Here is a 24,802-nt window from a genome sequence, read left to right as displayed (position 1 = left end):
AAACAGTTATTGTTGTTTTCATATTATGAAACTTAAATATCTCCTAATCTTATGTTGTGGATTACTTTTCTCTTGCACATCAGATTCAAATAAAATGAAACTCAATTCTGATAGCTTGAAAATTGATAGTGCTGATGCAAAATTTTTAATTGTACCTGGCAAGTCAATTGGAAAAATATACTTGGGGCAAAATGTTATTGAATTAGATTCTATTCTTGGGAAGCCTGATTTTAGCGATGCAGCAATGGGAAAAGCTTGGAGTATTTGGTATCGTGGTGATACATCTAAGTTCAGGAAAAGAGAAATTGCTATTTATTCATCTTATGCTGATAGTACGATGAAATGGAAAGATGTAAAACAAATTAGAGTTAATTCAAATAAAGTTACCACAGTTACAGGTTTAAATAATGGCAATTTACTTTCCAGTTTTACTGCAAAATATAGCGACTTCAACAAAGTAGCAACTTTTGTAAATGATAATTTAGGAGATACAATTTTGCTGTACGATTCAAAATCTAATGGTATTGCGGTAGAATTTATTAGGGATATTAGCAGGGCGATAATTATTCACAAAAAAGGTGAGCAGGTTAATCAAACCTATCTCACCCTTCATCCAGAATGGAAAATTCTGCAGTAATTACTTTATTTTAATCTCATAATCCATTCTAGCTTGTACACCAGAATTGATAACAGCTTTTTGCATTTGTTTAAAAATCAGGTAATTTTCGCCAAGCTCTTTTTTGGTGTAATAAACACTAATATTTTCCTTAGCATTTGAAAGTAAGTTTTTCAAAGGATCAATTTTTTCAGGATATTCAACAATTTTGTAGTCGGTTATTTTGGCTTTTTTTGCAGCTGATTTAATAGCATCAGTAAAACTTCCTAAACGATCCGCCAAGCCATTTTTAACAGCGTCTGTGCCAATCCAAACATGTCCACCGCCAATACTGTCAACTTGTGCCTTTGTTTTTTTACGGCCATCAGCAACACGGGTAATGAAACTATCGTAAACGTGATTTACATCATTTTGAATAATGAAACGTTCGCCAGCAGTTAATGGACGAGTGGTGCTCATGATATCAGCATATTGACCAGTTTTTACACCGTCAAACGTAATCCCTAACTTATTGTTTAGCAAGTTCTGGAAATTAGGAATGATACCAAATACACCAATAGAACCCGTAATTGTGTTAGGTTGAACGAAGATACTATCGGCAGCACAACCAATATAATATCCGCCAGATGCAGCAACATCACCAAAAGAAGCGATAACCGGTTTAACCTTTTTGCTTAAAATGATTTCTCTCCAAATTACATCAGAAGCTAATGCACTACCACCACCAGAGTTAACACGTAAAACGATGGCTTTAACGTTATCATCTAATCTTGCTTTTCTAATTGCTCTAGAAATACGTTCAGAGCCAATTTGCTCGTCAGAACCTTCGCCACCAACAATATCGCCATTGGCATAAATTACAGCAACTTTATCTTTTTCCGTAGAGCCTTCGGCAGGTAAATTAGCAATGTAATCGTTTATGCTAACTGTATTAACTGTGCTCTTTTTATCTTTTCCAGTGATGTTTCTTAATTCATCTAATACTTGGTCTTTATATTTCAACGCATCAACCATTTTATAAGCCAATGCATCTTTAGGAAATTGAATTTTGTATTCGTTAGCAATCACGAGTAAACTGTCTTTGCTAATGTTTCTCGATTTAGAAATCCCAGTTAAAAAAGTATCATATAAGCCACCAACATAAGCAGATACCTGTTTACGGTTATAATCGCTCATTTTTGTATTGATGAATGGCTCAACTGCGCTTTTGTAATTTCCAACACGGATAATTTGAGCTTCAATACCTAATTTATCTAATGCGCCTTTAAAGAACATTAATTCTGAACTGAAACCTTTAAATTCTAAAGCACCTTGTGGATTTAAATAAACCTTATCAGCTGCAGAAGCTAAAAAGTAAGCTCCTTGTGTATAAACCTCGCTATAAGCGATAACAGGTTTTTTAGATTTCCTAAAATCGATAATGGCATTTCTAACCTCTAACATTGTTGCCATGCCAGCATTTGGAGAGCTTACGTTAATGTAAACGCATTCAATTTTATCATCATCTTTTGCAGCTTTTAATGCTTTAATTACATCGTAAAAGCCAATGCTTTTTTCCTCGCCACCACCTAAAATAGGAATTCCGGCTAAAGAATTATCTGGTGTACGCTCTGTTATTGCTTGGTCTAGATTTAAAGACAGAACTGAATTGCTCTTAACTTCAACCAACTCTTTATCTCCTATAGAGGCTACAAAACCTACAATAAGTAAAACGAAAATAAATGCTAAAACAAAGGTTGAAATTACAATTCCGACAACAGTAGCAAAAACATATTTAAAAAATTCTTTCATGTGCTTGGTAAGTATTTAATTTGTAAAGATATAAAACTGAAAGGGCATCTAGTGAATAAATTAAGGCCAATTCATTAATTTAAAAGCTATAAACAGCAATCAAATATGCAATTAGAGAAACAAAAAACGTATTTGTTACTAGGTAGTAATTTAGGTGATAGAAAGTTGTACCTTAATAATGCACTAAAGTTAATTGCAGAAGAGGTTGGAGAGATTAAATTAAGGTCCTCTACTTATGAAACAGCTGCTTGGGGAAAAACGGATCAACCTGGATTTTTAAATATAGCGGTAGAAGTAGAAACAAATTTAGCACCTTTAGCGTTATTAAAAACCCTGTTAGGAATTGAAGAGTATTTAGGCAGAATTAGGGAAGAAAAATGGGGCGCCAGATTAATTGATATCGATATTATTCTTTATGGCAATGAGATTGTTACCCTAGCTAATGAACTTCAAATTCCGCATCCAGAAATGCAAAACAGAAAATTTGTAATGGAACCCTTGGCAGAAATAGCACCAGATTTAATTCATCCAGTACTGCAAAAAAGTGTATCAGAAATATTAACAACTTTAACAGATACGTTACCTGTTTCAAAAATATAATTACTTAAATTTACGCTAATGATCGACCAAAATAAAAACGAACAACCTCTTGATTTATCTTATTTAAGAGACATGTCTGGTGATAGCGCAGAGTTTATGATTGAAATGTTAGATGCATTTCAAAAGCAAACCCCAATTTATATGGAAGATTTAGAAAATGCCATTGAAGCAGAAAATTGGAAAGCTACTTCTGAGTGTGCACATAAGATGAAACCTACTTTTTATTATGTAGGTAGGGAAGACGTTAGAGACCACATGCAAGAGATTGAACGTAATGCTCGTGAGTTAAAAGATATAGAAAACATCCCTACTGCTTTTGCCGAAGCAAAAAACTTTGTAGAAATTCTTTACAAACAATTAGATGACTCTAGGGAGGAACTTAAAAAGCGACTTTAACCCCTAAATCCCCTAAAGGGGACTTCTTACTGCCAATAGTGCTCTTCTCAAAGGTATATATTATTACTTTGGGAAGCTATATGAAATTTAAAGAAGAAAGCTATTTTAGATTTTTTGGGTTCTAAAATGTAATACCGAGAACGCGATATACAATACCAATACAAAAGGTATAGCTACAAACTGTAAAGCAATCAATAGTATAGCTGAAAGGATCAAAAAGATAAATTTGAATTTATTCTTTACCCAAGTTTTATCACTAAATTTTAAAGAGAATATTTTAATCTCACTTACGAGTAAAAAACTGGTAATGGCAACTATTCCCAACAATAGCATTGTAGAACCTATAATGGTTGGATAATCTTTGGCAATAAAAGGTAAAGAAACAATGAAAAGTGTGTTCATTGGCGTGTTTAGCCCAATAAATTCTTCAGTTTGCCTTTCATCAATATTAAATTTAGCTAAGCGTAACGCAGAAAAAACAGTAATTATAAAGGCTAGATAAGGTAAATATTCCGAATTGTAATCACTCAGCTTTAAAAGCTGAAACATAACTACCCCAGGTAAAAAGCCAAAACTTACCATGTCTGCCAAAGAATCTAATTCTTTTCCAATGGCCGATTTTACATGAAGTAGTCGAGCAACCATTCCATCAAAAAAATCGAAAATGCCAGATAATAAAACAAAGTAGGCTGCAAGTTCTAGTTCGCCTTTAAAAGCAAATACAATACCTATACAACCAGAAAATAGATTGGCGCAAGTGATAGCATTTGGAATGTGTTTTTTCATAATTTAGTATTGTGTAGTGCGTATTGAGTATTGCGATTTGTCTCAATTCTCAATACGCAAATCTCATTACTATCCATTCATTCCCAATAAAAACTCTTCATTGGTTTTGGTGCCTTTAATTTGAGCTTGTACCAATTCCATTGCTTCTTGAGAATTCATATCTGCCAAGTGGTTACGTAATACCCAAATGCGCTGTAGGTTTTCTCTATCTAACAATAAATCGTCCCTACGTGTACTTGAAGCCGTAATATCTATAGCAGGGAAAATACGTTTGTTAGATAATTTACGATCTAACTGAAGCTCCATGTTACCAGTACCTTTAAATTCTTCGAAGATTACCTCATCCATTTTAGAACCTGTATCTGTTAATGCAGTAGCTAAAATTGTTAATGAACCACCTTTTTCAATGTTACGTGCTGCACCAAAGAAACGTTTTGGCTTGTGCAAAGCATTTGCATCAACACCACCAGATAAAATTTTACCAGAAGCTGGAGCAGTGGTGTTGTAAGCTCTTGCTAAACGAGTAATTGAATCCAATAGGATCACCACATCGTGACCACATTCTACCAAACGCTTAGATTTCTCTAAAACAATGTTGGCAATTTTAACGTGACGCTCTGCCGGTTCGTCAAAAGTAGAAGCGATAACCTCTGCTCTTACACTACGAGCCATATCAGTAACCTCTTCCGGACGCTCATCAATTAATAAAATAATCAAATAAACTTCTGGGTGGTTTTTGGCAATCGCGTTAGCAACCTCTTTTAATAAATTGGTTTTACCTGTTTTTGGTTGTGCAACAATTAAACCACGCTGGCCTTTACCAATTGGGGTAAATAAGTCCATGATACGGGTAGAGTAGTTGCTGCTATCTGTAAATAAGTTTAATTTTTCTGTAGGGAAAAGAGGAGTTAAATAGTCAAATGGAACACGATCACGCACATCTGCAGGGATACGACCATTAATACTTACTACTTTTACTAAAGGGAAATATTTTTCACCTTCTTTTGGTGGACGGATACTACCATTAACCGTGTCTCCGGTTTTTAAACCAAACAATTTAATCTGCGATTGCGATACATAAATATCATCTGGTGATGAAAGATAGTTGTAATCTGCAGAACGTAAAAAACCATATCCATCAGGCATGATTTCTAAAACACCTTCGTTGGTAATGGTATTATCGAAATCTAAGTTAGAATAGCTGGTTTCATTGTTTTTATGATTTCCGGCGTTTTGATTCGGATTATTTTGTCCCTTTTGTGGGCGATTATTATTCTCTCTTGGTGCTCTTTCTTCTCCGGTAGGTTTTTCTTCGCCTGTAGCAGTTTCCTTAGCTTCTTTAGCAGGTCGTGCTTCTCTTGGTAACCTGTCTTTTTTATTTAGCTGATTCGGATTAATGGGCGCAGCAGGTTTGTTAGCTTGATTTTGTAATTTCTCAGCAATGGTTTCCATACGCTGTGGGTCGTCTACAAAATCTGGAGGTAAAGTCACTACTGGTGGCTCAATATCTTCAACATTTGCTGTTGGTTGGGTTTCTGGCTCTTGTTCTGATTCTTGTCTGCGAGTTTGAGGCTCATCAAACAAAGTTACTCTATCTCTTTCGGGCTGTTGTGGTTGTGGTTTGTCGTCTTTAGAAATACGAGCTCTCTTTTTGGCGAGAGGTTTATCGCTACTTTCTTTAACCAACTTTGGTCTAGCAGCTGCAACAGGAGCAGCAGTTTCTGCTGTAACTTCCGGAGTAATAGTGCTTTTGTTGGTTTGCTGTTGTAATATTTGTTCTATCAGGTCTGTTTTGCGCAAATCGTCTGCGTTGGTAACACCTTCATTTTTTGCTAACTCACGTAATTCTGCAGTAAGCTTTTCAGTTAATTCTGTTTTATTAAACATTTATATTTGTTTGTCGAGAAATTTTAAATTGAGTTTATCAGAAAATATTACAGAAAAATGCTTTTAAAACATTCAATAAAATAATTTAGGTTGAGATTTTTCTGGGATATTCAGATAAACATTCGGGAATTATGGCACAATTGTATGTATTTGAAAATTAATAAGCAACTAAAATTGAAAATTGTTTAAAAAAAGTTCAATTTGTTTAAACATAAGCAATCAAAAAACCATCAATATTTGGCATCTTTGCGCACCATTATCCTATTAAAATGAACAAGGAACAACTTTTTGAGCAAATACAACAAAAAAAATCTTTTTTGTGCATTGGTCTAGATCCAGTGTTAGCTAAAATTCCAAAACACCTATTAAAATATAACGATCCAATTTTAGAGTTCAATAAACAACTGATAGATGCCACCCATGATCTTTGTGTTGCTTACAAACCAAACACTGCATTTTATGAAAGCAGGGGAGTTAAAGGTTGGGAAACTTTAGTTAATACTTGGAAACATTTTCCAAAAGATGTTTTTACCATTGCAGATGCTAAACGTGGTGACATTGGGAATACGTCTGCAATGTATGCCGAAGCTTTTTTTAATGAAGAAAGCTCTGCAATGAGCTTCGACTCTGTTACCGTTGCGCCTTATATGGGTAAAGATTCGGTTTCGCCTTTCTTAAACCATCCAAATAAATGGGTAATCCTTTTGGCTTTAACCTCAAATGCTGGTAGTCAAGATTTTCAGGCTAAGCAAAGCGACGACCAAAAATTATACGAACAAGTAATCACAACGGCTCAAAAATGGGCAACAAGTGATCAACTGATGTATGTTGTTGGTGCTACAAAACCAGAGGAGTTTCAAAATATCCGCCAGTTGGCACCAGAACATTTTTTACTAGTTCCTGGTGTTGGTGCACAAGGTGGAAGTTTAAGCGCAGTTTGTGAGTATGGCTTAAATTCGCAATGTGGATTATTGGTTAATTCTGCTAGAAGTATTATCTATGCTAGTGATGGTTTAGATTTTGCCGAAAAAGCAAGAGAAGAAGCATTGCTATTACAACAAGAAATGGAGCAGATTTTAAAAGCTGCTAACCTAATATAGGCTTAAAAAACAAAACTAATAAAGTTGTAGGTTTGAACATAGTTAAAAACTTGTTGATTGAGCTTTCAATTACGGTCAGCATGATGACCTTCAGATCTTTTAAAACTTCTTCGTGCACTTTGTGTCTTGGTGGTTAAAAATATTTAAATGAACACTAAACCAGATTTTAAATTAATAGGAGCCTTACTTGCAGTTGCCATTGTTTGGGGAACAACTTATTTGGGTATCCGAGTGGCTGTTCATACCATTCCGCCTTGGTTTGTAACGGCAATGCGCCAAACTATTGCCTCATTAATCTTGTTAGTATTTTTGCTAAAGCAAAACCAATTGAAATGGATTGGTTGGCCAGCTCTAAGAAGACAAATTTTATTGTCATCGTTAATGATTATCATAGCAAATGGTTTAACAACGGTTGCTGAGCAAAGTATACCTAGCGGATTAACATCCTTATTAAATGCTTTAAATCCAATTGTGGTTTTTATTGGCTGTGTAATCATTGGTTTGCAAAAACTAACTTTAAAAGGTGTTGTTGGGGTGGTTATTGGCTTTTTAGGCGTAGCTTTTATTTTTAGGGATGGTTTAAGTGATTTGCTAGACCCAAATTATAAAACCGGCATCATATTTTTGGCAATTGCTATTATGGGTTGGGCAATAGGAACAATTTACACTAAAAAATACACACAGCAAACTTCAAATATTTTTCTCGATTTGTTTTATCAATTTGTATTTTCTGCAGTGGTGCAGTTGATTTTTGCATTCATATTCTCAGAAAAGATTGAGCCAAGCACTTGGAGCTTAGAAAGCCTTCTAGCTGTTGTGTACTTAGGCGTTTTCGGTTCAATAATTGGATATTTTTGTTACAACTACTCCCTTAAAAAAGTCTCTGCAACTAAGGTTTCAATCCTTTCTTATTTCAATACCATAATAGCGATATTTTTAGGTTGGTTGATTTTAGATGAGGTGATCACCTACGATTTATTAATCGCTACAGCGTTAATTATATTGGGGGTTTTTATTACAAATTACAAGGGGAAACGAAAAGAGTTAGCCTGACCCTAGCTATTGATCACCCCGAATTATTTGCTATCTTTTGCTTAAGTGTCTAGTGAAGTAAGTAAATTTATGGGCGTGGTTATTTGGTTCTTCATACCCAACTTGATTGGGTATCTTAAATGCTTTTGAAAGGCAATTGAGCCTTAAGGTTCCCGCTTTCGCGGAGATGACAGCAAAAATGCATCGCCATAAGGAACATAATTTCCTTATAATTTAATCCTTCTAACCGTAGGTTAAATTTTCTTAAATCCTTAAATTCTTCTGTTTTATTGTATAATTTCAGCCATGAATTTTCCTGAAGAATTTCTGCATTTCATTTGGCAATTTAGGTTGTATGGCGCTCAAACATTGCGAACTACAACAGGAGAAACTATTGAGGTTTTACAACAAGGAACATTAAATAACGATGCTGGTCCAGATTTTAGCAAGGCAAAATTAATTATTGGTGATACCACTTGGGTTGGTAATGTAGAAATTCATATCAAATCATCAGATTGGTTAGTGCATAATCATCAAATAGATAGTGCTTACGAAAACGTAATTCTTCATGTAGTTTACGAAGATGATGAACCAATTTATAGAAAAGATGGAACTATACTTCCTGTGCTTATTTTAAAAGGACTTTTCCCACTATACTTATTAGCTAATTATGAGCAATTAATCACCTCAACAAATAATTTCCCTTGCGAAAAGCAAATCCACACAGTAGATGAATTTTTAATCAATGGGTTTTTATCACGTGTATTAGTAGAACGATTGGAACAAAAATCTACTGAAGTTTATGACAAGTTAAGAACATTAAAAGGAGATTGGGACGAAACCTTTTATCATTTTATGGCAAGAAACTTTGGCTTTAACGTAAATGCCACCCCAATGGAAATGTTAGCTCAATCTTTACCTCAACAATTGTTCGCCAAGCATAAAGACAATTCCTTACAAATTGAAGCCTTGATATTCGGTCAGGCAGGGTTTTTGAACCAAACTTTTGAAGATGAATACCCAAATCAGTTAAAGAGAGAATATTTGTTTCTGCAAAAGAAATATAGCTTAAAACCAATTGATATTTCCCTTTGGAAATTTATGCGAATGCGACCACAAAATTTCCCAACGCTACGATTAGCGCAGTTTGCTGCTTTAATTGTAAATTCTAATCATTTATTTTCAAAGATTTTAGTGATGAGAGATTATCGCAATTCTCAAGTTTTATTCGAGAATTTACCAGTTAATCCATTTTGGGAAACTCATTATCATTTTAATAAGGTAGCTGAAAATGTAAGTTTACAATTGGGCAAATCTTCCATTCAAAATATGCTGATTAATACGTTAAGCTTATTTTTATTCGCCTATGGCAAAGCATTAGACCAGCATAATTATGTAACCCGAAGTTTTTATTTGTTAGAGAATATACCAAGTGAAAACAATGCAATTATAAAACAATATGAGGCTGCAGGCGTTTTGGTTAAAAATGCCTTTAATTCACAAGCATTATTGCAATTAAAAAAGAAGTATTGCAATGAAAAAAAATGCTTAACTTGTGGTATCGGAATAAAGATTTTAAAACAATAAAAAATGTTTCAACGTATTGTTACCTTTTTCGAACAACAGAGCTTTGGGGTTTCTACCTACTTAGCCAACAAATTTAACATGAGCACAAGTAAAGTGCGCTTGTTCTTTATCTACTCTTCTTTTTTAGCTGTTGGTTTTCCAATTCTATTTTATCTTTTAGCCGCTGTGGTTTTAGATATTAGAACCTACATGAAAAAAGTAAGGTTAAGAGTTTGGGACATTTAGCAGACTAGAGTGAAAAGACCAAAAACTAAAGCGCTTGCAAAGTCTTGATACTAACTACTTGATACTTCTTTAGTCTTCAGGCATTAAAATCTCTGCAATTTCAGCAAAACCTTTTTCTGCAGCTAAATCTGCCGGTAATTTACCACCTTCCATTCTTAAGGTTACTTCGGCACCGTGTTCCAGCAATAAAATAATTAGTTCTATATTACCTAACTGCGCTGCCGAATGTAGAGGTGCAACACCAGATTTCTGACAAACATTAGGATAAGCACCAGCATCTAATAACATTTTGGTAATGTTAAAATTATTAGCTGCAACTGCTGAATGGATAGGGAAAACATTATAGCCATTTTTACTTGCCACATTTACTTCAGCACCCTTAAGTACCAAAAAACGAGCAATATCTTCGTGGGCAAAATAACAAGCCAAACCAAGTGGCGTAAATCCATCAATGGAGAATGAATTAATTTTAGCTGGGTCTTTAAATATTAAAAGTGTTACATCATCAAATTTACCAACCGCACAAGCATCAAATAAGCTTAACTCAGGTACAAATTCTGCAATGGCTTTAGCTATTTCTTGTTTTTTATAGTAACAAGCCAATAATACCGGAGAAATTTGATGCGAAGTAGTTTGATTAGCTAATTGCGGTTTTTCTGAAAGTAACGCAATAATTTCATCTAACTGGTCATTTTCTATAAGTGATTCGAGATGCGCAATATCCATTTTAAAATTTAATTAATACTAACACGTTAAATTAACAAAAATAAATTGAGAATGTTAAATGTTAATAACAGATTTAATGGTTTTAAACATTAAGGAGGAGAGAATTTTAATGTAAGTATAACTGTTTTGTTGCAGATGAATATTTACCATATAAGATATTTAAGGAAATATAAAAGAATGTTGTTTGTTGGGACTAAATCTTAAATGCCCTTACCTGCCTACCACAGGCAGGTAATTCCTTATATGGTTTAAAAAGTGTTCTTAAACAAAAAATCCTGCTTAATATAATCAAGCAGGATTAACCTAAAACAAAACTATCTAAACGGAATTTATTCAGTTTTAAGTAAGACTATTATTTGTGAAGAAAGTTTAATAACCTATAGATAATTTTTTTAGAGAGCTTTGGCAAATCGAAATTATTTCTTTAAATCGTAATTGATTTGTGTAGTACAAACAACTATATATTTTATATTTGTTGATTAATAATATTTTAAGGAACGATGTCTGTAAAGGGGAATTCATTCAAGTCAAATTCATTTAAGCAAGATACTGAACCTGCAAAAGCTGGTCAGAGGCAGACAGCTACAAAAGCACCCCGAGCCAAGGTAGATATCATGCCGTCTTTCGATTTGCAAAATGGGAGGCTTGTTAAAATTATCGGACTATTTTTTATCATCATATCCATCTATTTTTTAGTTGCCTTTACTTCTTATTTGTTTACTTGGCAAGAAGACCAGAGCTATGTAATCGACTCAAATGGAGGTTGGAGCAATCTTTTTAATACTGGAAATGAACTTAGGAACGGTGCAGAAGCGCCGGGAATACAAAATTGGTTAGGTAAAATTGGTGCGTTGTTATCTCATCAATTTATTTATGAATGGTTTGGGGTTGCCTCATTCCTTTTCATTTTTGTGTTTTTTGTAATTGGTTATCGCTTGCTTTTCAAAGTGAAAATTTTCGCAGTAGAAAAGGTTTTAGGTTATAGCTTTTTCTTCTTATTGTTTTTATCGTTAACATTTGGTTTCGGACATTCGTTTTTTGCAGAGACACCTCATTTTTTAGAGGGAGAGATTGGATTTTGGAGTAATAAACTGTTAGTTGCACAAATTGGTCAAGCAGGAGTTGGGGGCTTAATCGTGTTTTTAGGCTTAACCATTTTAATTATTGCTTATAATATCGATTTCAAAATTCCTGAAAGAAAAAAGGAAGTGTATTTGGATAATGAAGTTGATGATTATGTAAATGACATTAGGGCAGCTGAAGCTGTAAATAGAGAGGTTGAAGAACCTTCTGGACCAGTTGAATTTAGTATAAATGATAGATTTAAAAACGAACCTAAAAAAGAACAGAACATTGTTTTAACACCAAGTCGTTTTGAAAATAAAGAAGAAACGGTAGATGATATTATTGCTGCTCCTTTAGCTACAAACGTAATGTTAACACCAACGGTTAGCGCTGCTGCAGCCGCTACGCCATTAGAAGTTGCACCAGAGCCAGCTTTTACGGTACAGAAAAGTGAAGATGAAGCAAAAGCAGATGGTTTAGTTGAGCAGTTTGGAAATTATGATGAGAAGTTAGATTTATCTGGCTATCAATATCCAAATTTGGACTTATTGGAAAATTATGGTTCTAATAAAATCTCTGTAAATGCCGAAGAGTTAGAAGCTAACAAAAATAAAATCGTAGAGACTTTAAATCATTACAATATTGAAATTGATAAGATTAAAGCTACAATTGGTCCGACGGTAACTTTATACGAAATTATTCCGGCCCCTGGAGTTCGTATCTCTAAAATCAAAAATCTTGAGGATGATATTGCCTTAAGTTTGGCAGCTTTGGGTATTCGTATCATTGCACCAATGCCTGGTAAAGGAACTATCGGTATTGAGGTTCCTAATCAGCACCCAGAAATGGTATCCATGAGAAGCATCTTGAATACCGAAAAATGGGCAACCAATACAATGGATTTACCAATTGCTTTGGGTAAAACGATTAGTAATGAAGTGTTTATTGCCGATTTAGCTAAAATGCCTCACTTATTGGTAGCGGGTGCAACTGGCCAAGGTAAATCTGTTGGTATTAATGCTATTCTGGTTTCCTTGCTGTTTAAAAAACATCCAGCGCAGCTGAAGTTTGTTTTGGTTGACCCGAAAAAAGTAGAGTTAACCTTGTTTAATAGAATTGAACGTCACTTTTTAGCAAAACTTCCAGGGGAAGCCGATGCAATTATTACTGATACCAAAAAAGTAGTAAATACTTTAAATTCATTGTGTATTGAGATGGATCAGCGCTATGATTTATTAAAAGATGCACAAGTAAGAAATTTAAAGGAGTATAATGATAAATTCATCAAGCGTAAGCTAAGTCCAAATAATGGTCACCGTTTTTTACCTTTCATTGTTTTAGTGGTGGATGAGTTTGCCGATTTGATGATGACGGCTGGTAAAGAGGTGGAAGCACCAATAGCTCGTTTGGCACAGTTAGCCCGTGCCATTGGTATTCACTTGGTTTTAGCAACTCAACGCCCTTCGGTAAATATCATTACAGGAACAATTAAAGCGAATTTCCCTGCCAGGTTAGCATTTAGGGTTTTATCAAAAATCGATTCACGTACTATTTTAGATAGTGGTGGTGCAGATCAATTAATTGGTAGGGGAGATATGCTTTTATCTACCGGTAGCGACTTAATAAGGCTACAGTGTGCTTTTGTTGATACACCAGAAGTAGATCGAATTTCGGAATTTATTGGTAACCAGAGAGGATATCCTGATGCCTATCAATTGCCAGAATACATAGATGAAACTGCAGAACAAAATAAGGCTGATTTTGACCCAGATGATAGAGATCCTTTGTTTGAAGAGGCTGCACAGCTGATAGTTACACATCAGCAGGGTTCTACATCTCTAATTCAACGTAAAATGAAATTAGGTTACAATAGAGCTGGTAGAATTATAGATCAATTGGAGGCGGCAGGTGTAGTTGGTCCGTTTGAAGGAAGTAAGGCAAGGGAAGTTTTATTGCCAGACCAATATGCTTTGGAACAGTTCTTGAATAACTTAAATAACAAACAATAGATTTAACGTTTTGCTAACCAGTACAGAGAGTTGTTAGCAGAGATAATTAAAAAACAAATGAAAAAGATAATATTAGCATTAATTGTAGTTAGCTCATTAGGTTTTACTGCAAATGCACAAACAGATGCGAAAGCAAAAGCGATTTTAGCCGAGGTAAGTAAAAAATACCGTACTTATGATGTTGTAAAAACTGATTTTACATTTACATTGAACAATGCTCAAGCTAAAGTAAAAGAAACACAACAAGGAACTTTATACGTTAAAGCAAATGCAAACAAGTATAAAGTTGCAATGACAAACCAAGATTTAATTAGTGATGGTAAAGTGCAGTGGACTTATTTAAAAAATGATAAAGAGGTTCAAATTTCTAATGTTGACAATAGCAGTGATGCAATTAACCCAGCAAAGATTTTTACCATTTATGAGAAAGGATTTAAGTATTTGTTTACCGGCGAGAGTAAAGTAGGTGCAAAAACCTATCAGATGATAGATTTATCGCCAACAGATGCTAAAAAAACAATCTTTAAAGTTCGTTTAAGTATTGATAAAGCTACTAAGCAGATTGCTAATGTGGTTATCTTCGAGAAAAACGGAAATACTTATACCTATAACGTTAAAACATTTACACCAAACGCAAAAGTTCCAGAAACAACTTTCGCTTTCGATGCTAAGAAATATCCTGGCGTAGAAGTGGTGGATTTAAGATAATTTTAATTCTAATACATGTTAAAAAGGTTTGGACAATTGTTCAAACCTTTTTTGTTTTAAGGGTTTTTTGAGTATTATTGCTCATGGTTCATTTCTCATGCTGAGCTCAGCTTGTACTGAGCCAGACGATTGTCGAAGCATCTTATAATAACAAATTTTGAAAATCACTTTTTTAGGTACAGGTACTTCGCAGGGCATTCCAGTAATTGGATGTGGCTGTGCCGTTTGCCAATCTACTGATACAAGAAATAATAGGTTAAGAGTTTCTGTTTTGGTAGAAACTGATGATAAAACAATTGTGATAGATAGTGGCCCTGATTTTAGGTATCAGATGTTGAGGGCAAAGGTTAATGACTTGGACGCCATTATTTATACTCACGAACATAAAGACCACGTAGCTGGTTTAGATGACATTAGGCCATATAATTATTTGCTTCATAAAATCATAGATATTTATGCAACCGTAAGGGTACAAGATGCTTTAAGAAGAGAGTTTTCTTACATTTTTGAAGACACCAAATATTTTGGTTTGCCGCAAATTAAATTACACACAATAGATGATCAACCATTTTTAATAGGGGAAACTAGCATTATTCCTATTGAAGTGATGCATCATAAACTCCCAGTTTTAGGTTATAGATTTGGTGATTTTACTTACATCACTGATGCCAAAACTATCTCTGATGAATCATTAGCCAAAATAAAAGGTAGCAAAATTTTAGTGATCAATGCCTTGCAAAAAGAAAACCATATCTCACATTTTACATTTGATGAAGCAATTGCATTTGCCAATAAAGCAGGTGCAGCAACAACTTATTTTACGCACATGAGCCATAATTTAGGTTTACACGCTGATATTGAAAAAGAATTGCCATCGCATATTAAATTGGCGTATGATGGGTTGAGTTTTGATTGCTAATCCCGATAGCTATCGGGAGCTTAATTGTTAGATTGTTTTGGAGCAATAATACAATTCAACAATAAAACAATCTCTTAAAATCAATCATTCTATTATATTTGCACTTTATTTATCCAGGTGGCGACCCAGATAGCTATCGGGGTGGTAGACGCACCAGCTTGAGGGGCTGGCGCCCTTACGGGTGTGGGAGTTCGTCCCGATAGCTATCGGGACTCCTCTTGATACAAAGTTTTGCTATATATTAGCTTTTTTAGTTGTAGAATATGGCATCTATTTATATACTTTTTTCAGAGACCTTGAATAAGTTTTATATAGGCAGTTGTGCTGAATTAACGGTACGTTTAGCTGAGCATTTGAACAAAGATTTTGGAGGCAGTTTTACAGCCAAAGTTAATGATTGGGAACTATTCTTCTCTATTGACAATCTGGATTATAAGCAAGCTAGACTAATTGAAAAGCATATCTAGAAGATGAAAAGTATTACTTACATAAAAAATTTGAAGAAATATCCCGAAATGACATCAAATTTGATTGAAAAATATAACTTATGAGATAATATGCTCGTTATTTCTTCAAATTAATATATTTGCACTTTATTTATCCAGGTGGCGAAATTGGTAGACGCACCAGCTTGAGGGGCTGGCGCCCTTACGGGTGTGGGAGTTCGAATCTCCTCTTGGATACATAATATAAACAAAGCCTAATAATCATATTATTAGGCTTTGTTTTTTATTGATGTTTGAAGCTCTTTTCAGAATTCTAAGAACCTCTCAATATCTTTTCCATCTTTCTGCCTTTTGCCAGCTCATCTACCAATTTATCTAGATAACGTACCTGTTGTGTTAATGGGTTCTCGATATCTTCTATGCGATAGCCACAAATTAGTCCAGTAATAAGAGGTGCATTAGGGTTAAGCTTTGCCTGTTGGAAGAATGTTTCAAAAGTTACTTTTTTGTCAATTAGTTCTTGCAGTTTCTCGTCATCAAAGCCAGTTAACCATGTGATAACTTGATGCAATTCTTCCTTTGTTCGGCCTTTCTTCTCTACTTTCGCAATGTACATTGGATAAACCGAGGTAAAGGTCATGTTAGCCATTCGCTGGTTGTGTATGTCGGAAGTGTTCATGTCTTGTGCTTTTTGGTTTCTTAAAATTTGGCCTAAACCAAAGATAGTTTGAAATTACTAAAAATCGAATTGATAAATAAATACAAATACCTAGCCTACATTCAATTTTTGCGAATTGGAATCAATTGTAATAATCTAAAATAAGCTTTGTTTTGCCCTTGTTAAAATAGGGTTTAATGCCTACGCTTTGTTTAACCTTTAGTTAAGGCAGTATCGTAAAAAGTTCGTAAAGGCGTATGGGTTAAGACGGACTTTAGACGGGCTTGGTTCGGACTTTGTTCGGACTTGTGACAAATATATCCGAGCAAACCCCGTTTTAACCCCGAGTTAAATTTGTCGAAATAGATATGCTGGTATAATTCATTTATGAAGTTGGTATAGACCGTGTCCAAAGCTACCCTTTCAAAGACTAAAGTTTATCAGCACAAACGTTTGATTTCTTGTGTTTTAAGCTGTAAGGTTAGGGTAATGAAAGAAAAAATACTTCAATAAAATAAAAATCAAACGTTTGTGTTGTGAATTACCCTGCATAAAAGAATATACATGTCTATTTTGGCTTTAATTAATTCAGGCTTATACATTTATTGTTGGGCTAAATAAAAAATTAAACACCAAATTGAATCAGAATGAATTTTAAAACGCTACTCGTTGTTTTTACGCTATTTTTTGTAAACACTTTAAAAGCCCAACAAACACAGAGTTTTGCTATCGGTACCGAAAATTTCGAATTAAATGGAAAACCCTACGTAATTCGTTGTGGCGAAATGCATTTTGCCCGTATTCCGAAAGCAGAATGGCGTAGTCGTTTAAAAATGGCAAAGGCAATGGGCTTAAATACGGTTTGTGCCTATCTATTTTGGAACATGCATGAAAACCAAAAGGATCAATTTACTTGGTCTGGCCAGGCAGACGCAAAAACATTCTGCAAAATAGCACAAGAAGAAGGTTTATATGTGATTTTAAGACCAGGTCCTTACTCTTGTGCCGAATGGGAATTTGGTGGATTCCCTTGGTGGTTATTAAAGGACAAAACCATAAAACTTCGCACGCAACATCCTTACTTTTTAGAACGCAGCAAAAAATACCTAATGGCAGTTGGTAAAGAATTGGCTCCCTTGCAAATTACCAAAGGTGGTAATATTTTAATGGTGCAGGTAGAAAACGAGTATGGAAGTTATGGAAGCGACAAAGCTTACATGAACATCATTAAAGCTAATTTACAAGAGGCTGGCTTTACGGTTCCATTATTCCATTGTGATGGCCCCTCTCAGTTAAAGGCAGATCATCCTGAGGGTTTATTTGCAGTTGTAAATTTTGGTAGCAATCCCGAAGCGAATTTTAAAGCGCTTAGAGATCTACAACCTACTGGGCCATTAATGTGTGGCGAATATTATCCAGGTTGGTTTGATAGCTGGGGCCGTCCACACCATAAAGGTGATACGAAGAGAATTGTAAATGAATTGAAATATATGCTTGACCAAAAAGCTTCTTTCAGTATTTATATGGTTCATGGTGGTACAACGTTTGGTACCTATGCAGGTGCAAATTCGCCACCTTACTTGCCACAAACAAGTAGTTACGATTATGATGCACCTATAGATGAAGCAGGTAATCCGACAGAGAAATTTTATGCCTTGAGAGAATTATTTGAGAAATATTTACAAGAAGGTGAGCAGCTTACCCCAATTCCTGCTAAACAGAAATTCCAAACTTTGGATCCCGTAAAATTTAGCTCTTTTGCTGCCTTAAATCAGAATTTGCCTAAAGCTACTTTGAATGAAACCCCGATGTTGATGGAAGATTTAAATCAAGATTTTGGTTGTGTCATGTATAAAGCTAACATCCCGGCAGGTGCTAAAACCACATTAACTTTTGATGATATACATGATTATGCTTTGGTTTATTTAGATAACAAGTTAATTGGAAGTTTAGATAGGCGAAAAAACAAGTTCAGCATAGAATTACCTGCAAGAATTAAAGCTGCACAACTTTCCGTTTTGGTGGAAGCTACCGGTCGTGTAAACTATGGTGGGCATATGCACGATAGAAAAGGTATCCACGGTCGTGTATTTTTAGTTGATGAAAATAAAAAAACAGAAATAAAAAATTGGAAGAACTATCCAATTCGCTTAGGTGATGTAACTATTCCGGTTAAATACCAGGCATTTACCAAGCAAACCATCATGAGCAAACACTCACAAATAGACAGGAATATTGCTCATGATAGCTTCATCACCGATAAAAACAAATTATATACTGATGAAAACCCAGAAGCAGGTTTTTACAAAGGCACTTTTGTTGTAAATGCCATTGAAAACACTTATTTAGATCTAAGTAAATGGAATAAGGGTTTAGTTTGGGTAAACGGACATTGTTTAAGTCGTTATTGGAGCATTGGCCCAACACAAACCATGTTGGTTCCTAAAAGTTGGTTAAAAAAAGGAATAAATGAAGTTGTGGTGTTTGATCTATATGGCTCTGCGAAACCAGAATTAACTTTCTTGGATCATCCAATATTAGATCAAGTAAATGAGCCACTACCTCAAAAACATAAATCTGCAAGCCAAAAATGGGATGCTACTGCATTAACTCCAATTGCAGCAGGTAGTTTTGAAAACACTAACAAATTGCAAACAGTTACATTTAAACCAACCTCTGCTAGGTATTTTGCCTTAGAGGCTTTGTCAGAACAAAAAGGACAACCATTTACAACCATTGCCGAAATTAATTTATACGACGCAAGCGGAAAAGAAATACCACGTACCAATTGGAAAGTAGTATTTGCTGATAGTGAAGAGGTAGGAGGGGATGATGGTAGTGCAGTAAACGTTTTCGATTTACAGTTTACTAGTATTTGGCATACCGAATGGGAGAATACATCGCCTAAACCACCACATCAAATTGTAATAGATTTAGGTAAAAATTACCAAATAGCAAGTGTTAAAGTATTGCCTAGACAAGATAATGCAAATGGTAGAATTAAAGATTATAAAATTTATCTTTCAACTACTTTATTTAAAGGATTATAAAATGAAATTCAAATTAATTATCGCCCTGCTGCTAATTGGTGCAAAAACTATTGCGCAAGAAGTAAAACTTGCTCCAACGCCTCCAATGGGATGGATGAGTTGGAATCTCTTATCTAATAAGATAAACGAGAAAGATGTAAAAGAAATAGTCGATGCAATGAGTTCAACTGGTATGGTTAAGGCTGGTTATCAATACATTTTTATTGATGATTGCTGGCAAGGGGGTCGTGATTATAGAAATAATATGATTGCAGACCCAAAAAAGTTTCCTTCTGGTATTAAGGCTTTGGCAGATTACATTCACAGCAAGGGAATGAAGTTGGGTATTTACTCTGATGCAGCTCCATTAACCTGTGGTGGTTTTACAGGCAGTTTAAATTTCGAAGAACAAGATGCCAAAACTTTTGCTTCTTGGGGTATTGATTACTTAAAATACGATTATTGCAATGCTCCAGAAGATGTAGAAACAGCCAAAAAACGCTACGGTATAATGGCTAAGGCTTTACGCAATTCGGGAAGAGAAATTGTGCTTGGTATTTGCGAATGGGGGCCACGCGAACCTTGGAAATGGGGTGCTGAAATAGGTGGACAGAGTTGGCGCACTACTTTCGATATAAGAGATAAATGGATAGACAAAGAAAATAAGGGCGGTGTAGGTATTTATGATGTAATTGATAAAAATGCAAGTTTGGCGCAATTTTCTGGCCCTGGTAAATGGAATGATGGCGATATGCTGGTAACTGGTTTAAGAGGTTATAAAGGGCCGTCGGGCGATTTAGGTGGAATTGGTTGTACTGACAACGAATACCAAAGTCAAATGAGTATGTGGTGTATGTTAAACTCTCCAATTTACGCCAGTAATGATATTCGGAAAATGGATGAAGCTGCAAAAAACATACTGCTAAACAGCGAAGTGATTGCTTTAAATCAAGATCCACTTGGCAAACAAGCAGAGCGAAAAATTAACACCCCAATTTGGGATGTTTTTATTCGCCCTTTGGCTAATGGCGATTATGCAATTGCCATTTTAAATAAATCATCTATTGTGCAAGATTCAAAAATAAACTTTCTAGAGTTAGGTTTAGAGGGTAAATATCAGGTTAAAGATTTATGGCTGCATAAAATTATAGGTATAGCTAATAAATGGACTGGCAAAATTACCTCACATGAAACAAAGGTTTTTCGATTAAAAAAAGTTTAGGGACCTCGATAAAATTTCTTTTCAATAAATAAACTAAAAACTAATAAACATACACACAAATGAAACAATTATTAACCTTCGCATTTTTAGCAACTGGGCTAACCACCTTTGCACAAGATGCAACAAAGGATCCAGCAACAGTTTTAATTACGCCGCAAAAAACCTTATCTAAAAATGATACAGTTTTTAGAACGGCAATTTCAAAATGGAGCGATGAGGCATTAAAGAGCACGGATTACAAAAACATCAAAGCTCAACCATCAGCAAATGTCTTTCCTGGCGCTGTAAAAACAGGATATCAATTTGTTAGCAAAAAGGTAACTGTAGATCATAAAAAAATGGCTGATAGTTTAGTATCCATCGTTTCTACATTAGGCTATTCTGGTTACGATAATGCTACAATGTACAGCACTGGCTTGTATGCCATGGCAGGAGAATACATAGAAATTGAGGTGCCAAAAAATACGGACGTAAAAGATTTAGAAGTTCAGATTGGTGTGCATAGTGATCGATTAAACTATTGGGTTGCAGGAAAAGAAGATTGGCGTAGAATGCCCATCATCACTAAAAATCAAAAATTGGTGATCGGTAAAAATAAATTGGCATCTCCGTTTGGTGGCTTAATCTACATCAATATTAAACCGAAAAGTGACAGTAGAACAATTGATTTTAACATCAGCCATGCTGTAGCTGCACCACTTTTTGTGTTGGGTAAATCATCAAAAGCTGATTGGGAAAATCAATTGAATAACAATAAAGCGCCTTGGGGAGAAATAGCAACCGAGAATGTAATTTTAACCTTGCCAGATAGTGTTTTACAAACGATTAAAAATCCAGAAGAAGTTTTAAAATTATGGGATTTGGTAGTGCTTGGTGAATTAGATTTAGCAAATATGCCAGCTCCATTTTACAGGCCACAACGCATGGTACCAGATGAACATATTGGTGGTGGATACATGCACAGTGGTTATCCAATTATGATACACCATTCTCCAACCAGAAAAATGCTGTCTAATGAAATCATGGCAAATCCAGAATTATTAATGAAGCCAAGTAAAGGCGGAGCGAATTGGGGATTTTTTCACGAAATTGGTCATAACATGCAGAACCTGAACTGGGTTTTTGGTGGTACAACAGAAGTAAGTAATAATTTCTTTTCTATTTATATGTTCGATAGGCTAATTGGCGGTAGAGACGATGCTCATAGCGGTGTATCAAGTGAAAATACCCAAAAAATGATGAAAAAATATTTCAAGGAAGGTTCTGGTTATGAAAAATGGAAAAGTGATCCTTTCCTTGGTTTAATTATGTTCCGTCAGATGCAAGAAGGATTTGGATGGGAAAGTTTTAAATCTTTCTTTAAAGAATATCAAAAAATAGGACCAAGTATAGGTAGGATGAATGATCAGAAAAAGCGTGATTTATGGGTTAAAACCTATTCGGACGTGGTAAAAAGAAATTTAGCGCCTTTCTGGGAAACCTGGGGTATTCCAATTAGTGATGATGTAGAAAAAGAATTAACGAAATACCCGCAATGGAAACCATTTAATTTCCCTCCTCAGAATTAATAGCTTGCCTTATGATGAAAAAGATATCACTAATTATACTCATCAACTTTGTTTACCAATTCAGCTTTGCTCAAACGTTATCAAATTATAACCTCAGTTTTGAAAAGCTTGCCACTAGGTGGGATGAAGGGATGCCTTTAGGCAATGGAATGTTAGGCGCTTTGATTTGGGGAAAGGGAGACAAATTAAGACTTTCTTTAGATCGTGCTGATTTATGGGATGAAAGAAAAGCTTTGCCAGATTTAACTACTTATAGTTTTAAATGGGTGCAGCAACAGGTAGAAAAAAAGGAATATCGTATTGTTCAAAAAACATTAGACGACCCTTATCATGAAACAACACCAACCAAGATTCCGGCAGCTGCAATAGAGTTTAATGTGAGTAGTTTTGGTAAAGTGTTGTCAAATGTTTTGGAAATAAATACAGCCTTAAATACCGTGAAATTTCAAAACGGCATAGTATTTAATTGTTATATCCATGCTACAAAAAACCAAGGTTTCTTCGGTTTCGAGAACTTAGAAAACGTTGATGTATTGCCCAATTTAATTGTGCACAATTATGCTGGCAACGAGAAAGCAACTGCTGATAATAGCCATGCCGGACAAGGTTTACAAAAATTAGGTTATGCCAAAGGCGATGTTACCAAAACACCAAACAGCATCCGTTATAAACAACCAATGACAGATGGACATTTTTATGAAGTGTTAATCACGTGGCGAAAAATAAAGAACAAAATTATAGGCTCGTGGACGGTTAGTAAAGATGCCGAGGCTGTTATGCCACCTATATCTACAACTGCTAAAGAACCAACTGGTTGGGATACGCATACCAAATGGTGGACAAGTTATTGGAATAAATCGTCTATTTCTATTCCTGATGAATTGGTGCAAAAGCAATATTACCTTGAAATGTACAAATTAGGTTCTGTTGCAAGAAAAGGTGCGCCAGCCATTACATTACAAGCAGTATGGACAGCAGATAACGGCAGTTTGCCGCCATGGAAAGGAGATTTTCATAATGACTTAAATACGCAATTAAGTTATTGGCCAACTTATACCTCAAACCATTTAGCAGAAGGTAAAACCTTTACCGATTGGCTTTGGAAGGTAAAGGGAGAAAGTGAACTTTATACTAAAGCTTACTTTGGTGTGTCTGGTTTAAATATTCCTGGTGTTGTGGCATTGAGTGGAAAACCGATGGGTGGGTGGAACCAGTATGCCATGAGCCCAACTGTTAGCGCATGGTGTTCGCAACACTTTTATTGGCAATGGAAATACAGTATGGACAAGCAATTTCTAAACGAGCAAGCCTATCCATACATTATACAGTCGGCTACTTTTTTAGAAAACATTAGTGTTTCAAAAGATGGACTGAGAATGCTGCCTTTAAGCTCTAGTCCAGAATATAACGATAACGATATTTCTGCTTGGTTTAAAAAATGGAGTAATTTTGATTTAAGCTTGGCTAAATTTTTATTCAAGGCAGCAAAAGAAGTTTCAATTGCCAAGGGCGATAAAAAAGGTGCTGAACATTGGGCTACTATAGCTAGTCAATTGCCAGATTATGAAGTAAATGAAACTGGCTTTACCATCGCACCCGGTCAAAATCTAACATCTTCTCACCGTCACATGTCTCAATACATGGGGATTTACCCATTGGCATTGTTAGATTATAATAAAGCGGAAGACAAAATCCGTATTGATAATTCATTTAAACAGTTAGAAGCAAAGGGAACAAGAGCTTGGGTAGGTTATTCTTTTAGTTGGATGGCTTCATTATATGCAAGAGCTTACCAAGCTGATAAGGCAATTAAACAGTTACAAATATTTGCCTCAAATTTCTGTTCTCCAAATAGTTTCCATTTAAATGGGGATCAAAAAGGAGGACAGTATTCTGGCTTTACTTACCGTCCATTTACTTTAGAAGGAAATTTTGCTTTCGCCCAAGGCGTTCATGAACTATTATTGCAAAGCAGGGATGGGTATGTAGAAGTCTTTCCGGCCATACCCTCTACTTGGAACGATTGCTCTTTTAAGGATTTAAGAACAGCCGGTGCATTTTTAGTAAGTGCAAGCTATAGGGAAGGAGCTACGCTTAGAATAGAAATTTTATGTGAAAATGGTGGCGAATTAAATATTAAGCTACCAAAAGGCGATTTTGTTTTAGCTTCTAGGCACAATCAGATGTTAAGAGAAAGAACTAAGCTGTTTACCCAAAAAGGAGAGAAACTAGTTTTTGTTAATAGGGGATAAGACTCTAAAGACGATAAATATATTAACCCCTAATACAACAAATGAGTTTGTATTAGGGGTTTTTATTTGCAATCGGTCCCTATAAATACAAAAAAATCAATCTTTAGCTAACAACTAAATCTAAAGGTTTGATAAAACTTTCTATAAACTATAAGAAAATCCTTTAAAGGAATGAAATAC

At 35.1% G+C, this 24,802-nt stretch carries 20 protein-coding genes and 1 tRNA gene; 16 read left to right on the top strand and 5 right to left on the bottom strand.

Annotated features, from left to right (window positions below):
* Nucleotides 1-94 precede the first annotated feature (94 nt).
* Nucleotides 95-637 carry a hypothetical protein gene (locus EZ428_RS09650; protein WP_131552934.1) on the top strand — a complete coding sequence of 181 codons (543 nt, stop codon included), beginning with the start codon at nucleotides 95-97 and terminating at the stop codon, nucleotides 635-637.
* Here EZ428_RS09650 and sppA read toward each other — a convergent pair whose 3' ends face one another.
* Entirely contained in the window at nucleotides 638-2,407 is a 1,770-nt protein-coding gene (gene sppA / locus EZ428_RS09645) for a signal peptide peptidase SppA (RefSeq protein ID WP_131552933.1), read from the bottom strand.
* Between the two features lie 105 nt (nucleotides 2,408-2,512).
* Between sppA and folK the strand changes: the two genes are divergently transcribed.
* Both folK and EZ428_RS09635 read left to right on the top strand, forming a co-directional pair.
* Nucleotides 2,513-3,007, top strand: coding sequence for a 2-amino-4-hydroxy-6-hydroxymethyldihydropteridine diphosphokinase (gene folK / locus EZ428_RS09640; RefSeq protein WP_131552932.1), 495 nt, complete (start codon nucleotides 2,513-2,515; stop codon nucleotides 3,005-3,007).
* Nucleotides 3,008-3,025: 18 nt separating this feature from the next.
* Nucleotides 3,026-3,403 (top strand): Hpt domain-containing protein, encoded by a 378-nt coding sequence (locus EZ428_RS09635; protein WP_131552931.1) that lies wholly within the window; start codon nucleotides 3,026-3,028, stop codon nucleotides 3,401-3,403.
* Between the two features lie 105 nt (nucleotides 3,404-3,508).
* Here the strand turns inward: EZ428_RS09635 and pssA are convergent, their stop codons facing one another.
* Both pssA and rho read right to left on the bottom strand, forming a co-directional pair.
* Entirely contained in the window at nucleotides 3,509-4,189 is a 681-nt protein-coding gene (gene pssA, locus EZ428_RS09630) for a CDP-diacylglycerol--serine O-phosphatidyltransferase (RefSeq protein WP_131552930.1), read from the bottom strand.
* Nucleotides 4,190-4,258: 69 nt separating this feature from the next.
* Nucleotides 4,259-6,076 carry a transcription termination factor Rho gene (gene rho / locus EZ428_RS24080; protein ID WP_205945655.1) on the bottom strand — a complete coding sequence of 606 codons (1,818 nt, stop codon included), beginning with the start codon at nucleotides 6,074-6,076 and terminating at the stop codon, nucleotides 4,259-4,261.
* Between the two features lie 269 nt (nucleotides 6,077-6,345).
* On the opposite strand from rho, the gene pyrF reads away from it, so the two are divergent.
* From pyrF to EZ428_RS09600, 4 genes are all read left to right on the top strand, one after another.
* Nucleotides 6,346-7,176 (top strand): orotidine-5'-phosphate decarboxylase, encoded by an 831-nt coding sequence (pyrF, locus tag EZ428_RS09615; RefSeq protein ID WP_131552929.1) that lies wholly within the window; start codon nucleotides 6,346-6,348, stop codon nucleotides 7,174-7,176.
* Between the two features lie 147 nt (nucleotides 7,177-7,323).
* Entirely contained in the window at nucleotides 7,324-8,229 is a 906-nt protein-coding gene (locus EZ428_RS09610; RefSeq protein ID WP_131552928.1) for a DMT family transporter, read from the top strand.
* A 285-nt stretch (nucleotides 8,230-8,514) separates the two neighbouring features.
* Complete coding sequence (locus EZ428_RS09605) at nucleotides 8,515-9,795, top strand: DUF2851 family protein (RefSeq protein WP_131552927.1); 1,281 nt, start codon at nucleotides 8,515-8,517, stop codon at nucleotides 9,793-9,795.
* Nucleotides 9,796-9,798: 3 nt separating this feature from the next.
* On the top strand, nucleotides 9,799-10,020 hold the full coding sequence (locus tag EZ428_RS09600) for a PspC domain-containing protein (protein ID WP_131552926.1): 222 nt from the start codon (nucleotides 9,799-9,801) through the stop codon (nucleotides 10,018-10,020).
* A gap of 69 nt (nucleotides 10,021-10,089) precedes the next feature.
* On the opposite strand, the gene EZ428_RS09595 is transcribed toward EZ428_RS09600, so the two are convergent.
* Entirely contained in the window at nucleotides 10,090-10,746 is a 657-nt protein-coding gene (locus tag EZ428_RS09595; RefSeq protein ID WP_131552925.1) for an ankyrin repeat domain-containing protein, read from the bottom strand.
* Between the two features lie 500 nt (nucleotides 10,747-11,246).
* Between EZ428_RS09595 and EZ428_RS09590 the strand changes: the two genes are divergently transcribed.
* The 5 genes from EZ428_RS09590 (at nucleotide 11,247) to EZ428_RS09570 (ending at nucleotide 16,130) form a co-directional block, all read left to right on the top strand.
* Entirely contained in the window at nucleotides 11,247-13,820 is a 2,574-nt protein-coding gene (locus tag EZ428_RS09590; RefSeq protein ID WP_131552924.1) for an FtsK/SpoIIIE family DNA translocase, read from the top strand.
* Between the two features lie 57 nt (nucleotides 13,821-13,877).
* Nucleotides 13,878-14,528, top strand: coding sequence for a LolA family protein (locus EZ428_RS09585; RefSeq protein ID WP_131552923.1), 651 nt, complete (start codon nucleotides 13,878-13,880; stop codon nucleotides 14,526-14,528).
* Nucleotides 14,529-14,685: 157 nt separating this feature from the next.
* Nucleotides 14,686-15,447 (top strand): MBL fold metallo-hydrolase, encoded by a 762-nt coding sequence (locus EZ428_RS09580; RefSeq protein WP_131552922.1) that lies wholly within the window; start codon nucleotides 14,686-14,688, stop codon nucleotides 15,445-15,447.
* A gap of 263 nt (nucleotides 15,448-15,710) precedes the next feature.
* Nucleotides 15,711-15,914, top strand: coding sequence for a GIY-YIG nuclease family protein (locus EZ428_RS09575; RefSeq protein ID WP_131552921.1), 204 nt, complete (start codon nucleotides 15,711-15,713; stop codon nucleotides 15,912-15,914).
* 132 nt (nucleotides 15,915-16,046) lie between these two features.
* A tRNA-Leu gene (locus tag EZ428_RS09570) sits at nucleotides 16,047-16,130 on the top strand.
* A 76-nt stretch (nucleotides 16,131-16,206) separates the two neighbouring features.
* Here EZ428_RS09570 and EZ428_RS09565 read toward each other — a convergent pair.
* Nucleotides 16,207-16,572 carry a DUF2200 domain-containing protein gene (locus EZ428_RS09565; RefSeq protein ID WP_131552920.1) on the bottom strand — a complete coding sequence of 122 codons (366 nt, stop codon included), beginning with the start codon at nucleotides 16,570-16,572 and terminating at the stop codon, nucleotides 16,207-16,209.
* A gap of 626 nt (nucleotides 16,573-17,198) precedes the next feature.
* Between EZ428_RS09565 and EZ428_RS09560 the strand changes: the two genes are divergently transcribed.
* The 4 genes from EZ428_RS09560 to EZ428_RS09545 are packed head-to-tail and all read left to right on the top strand — an operon-like array spanning nucleotide 17,199 to nucleotide 24,622.
* Nucleotides 17,199-19,601, top strand: coding sequence for a beta-galactosidase (locus EZ428_RS09560; RefSeq protein ID WP_131552919.1), 2,403 nt, complete (start codon nucleotides 17,199-17,201; stop codon nucleotides 19,599-19,601).
* Between the two features lies 1 nt (nucleotide 19,602).
* Nucleotides 19,603-20,802: a glycoside hydrolase family 27 protein gene (locus tag EZ428_RS09555; RefSeq protein ID WP_205945653.1), complete on the top strand. Its 1,200-nt coding sequence runs from the start codon at nucleotides 19,603-19,605 to the stop codon at nucleotides 20,800-20,802.
* Between the two features lie 59 nt (nucleotides 20,803-20,861).
* Nucleotides 20,862-22,370 (top strand): M60 family metallopeptidase, encoded by a 1,509-nt coding sequence (locus EZ428_RS09550; RefSeq protein WP_131552918.1) that lies wholly within the window; start codon nucleotides 20,862-20,864, stop codon nucleotides 22,368-22,370.
* 11 nt (nucleotides 22,371-22,381) lie between these two features.
* Nucleotides 22,382-24,622, top strand: coding sequence for a glycosyl hydrolase family 95 catalytic domain-containing protein (locus tag EZ428_RS09545; protein ID WP_131552917.1), 2,241 nt, complete (start codon nucleotides 22,382-22,384; stop codon nucleotides 24,620-24,622).
* Nucleotides 24,623-24,802: the final 180 nt, after the last annotated feature.

The organism is Pedobacter frigiditerrae (assembly GCF_004331645.1).
Taxonomy (GTDB): Bacteria; Bacteroidota; Bacteroidia; order Sphingobacteriales; family Sphingobacteriaceae; genus Pedobacter; species Pedobacter frigiditerrae.
The sequence above is the reverse complement of the archived record's forward strand: the minus strand, read 5'-3'. Positions and strand labels throughout refer to the sequence as shown.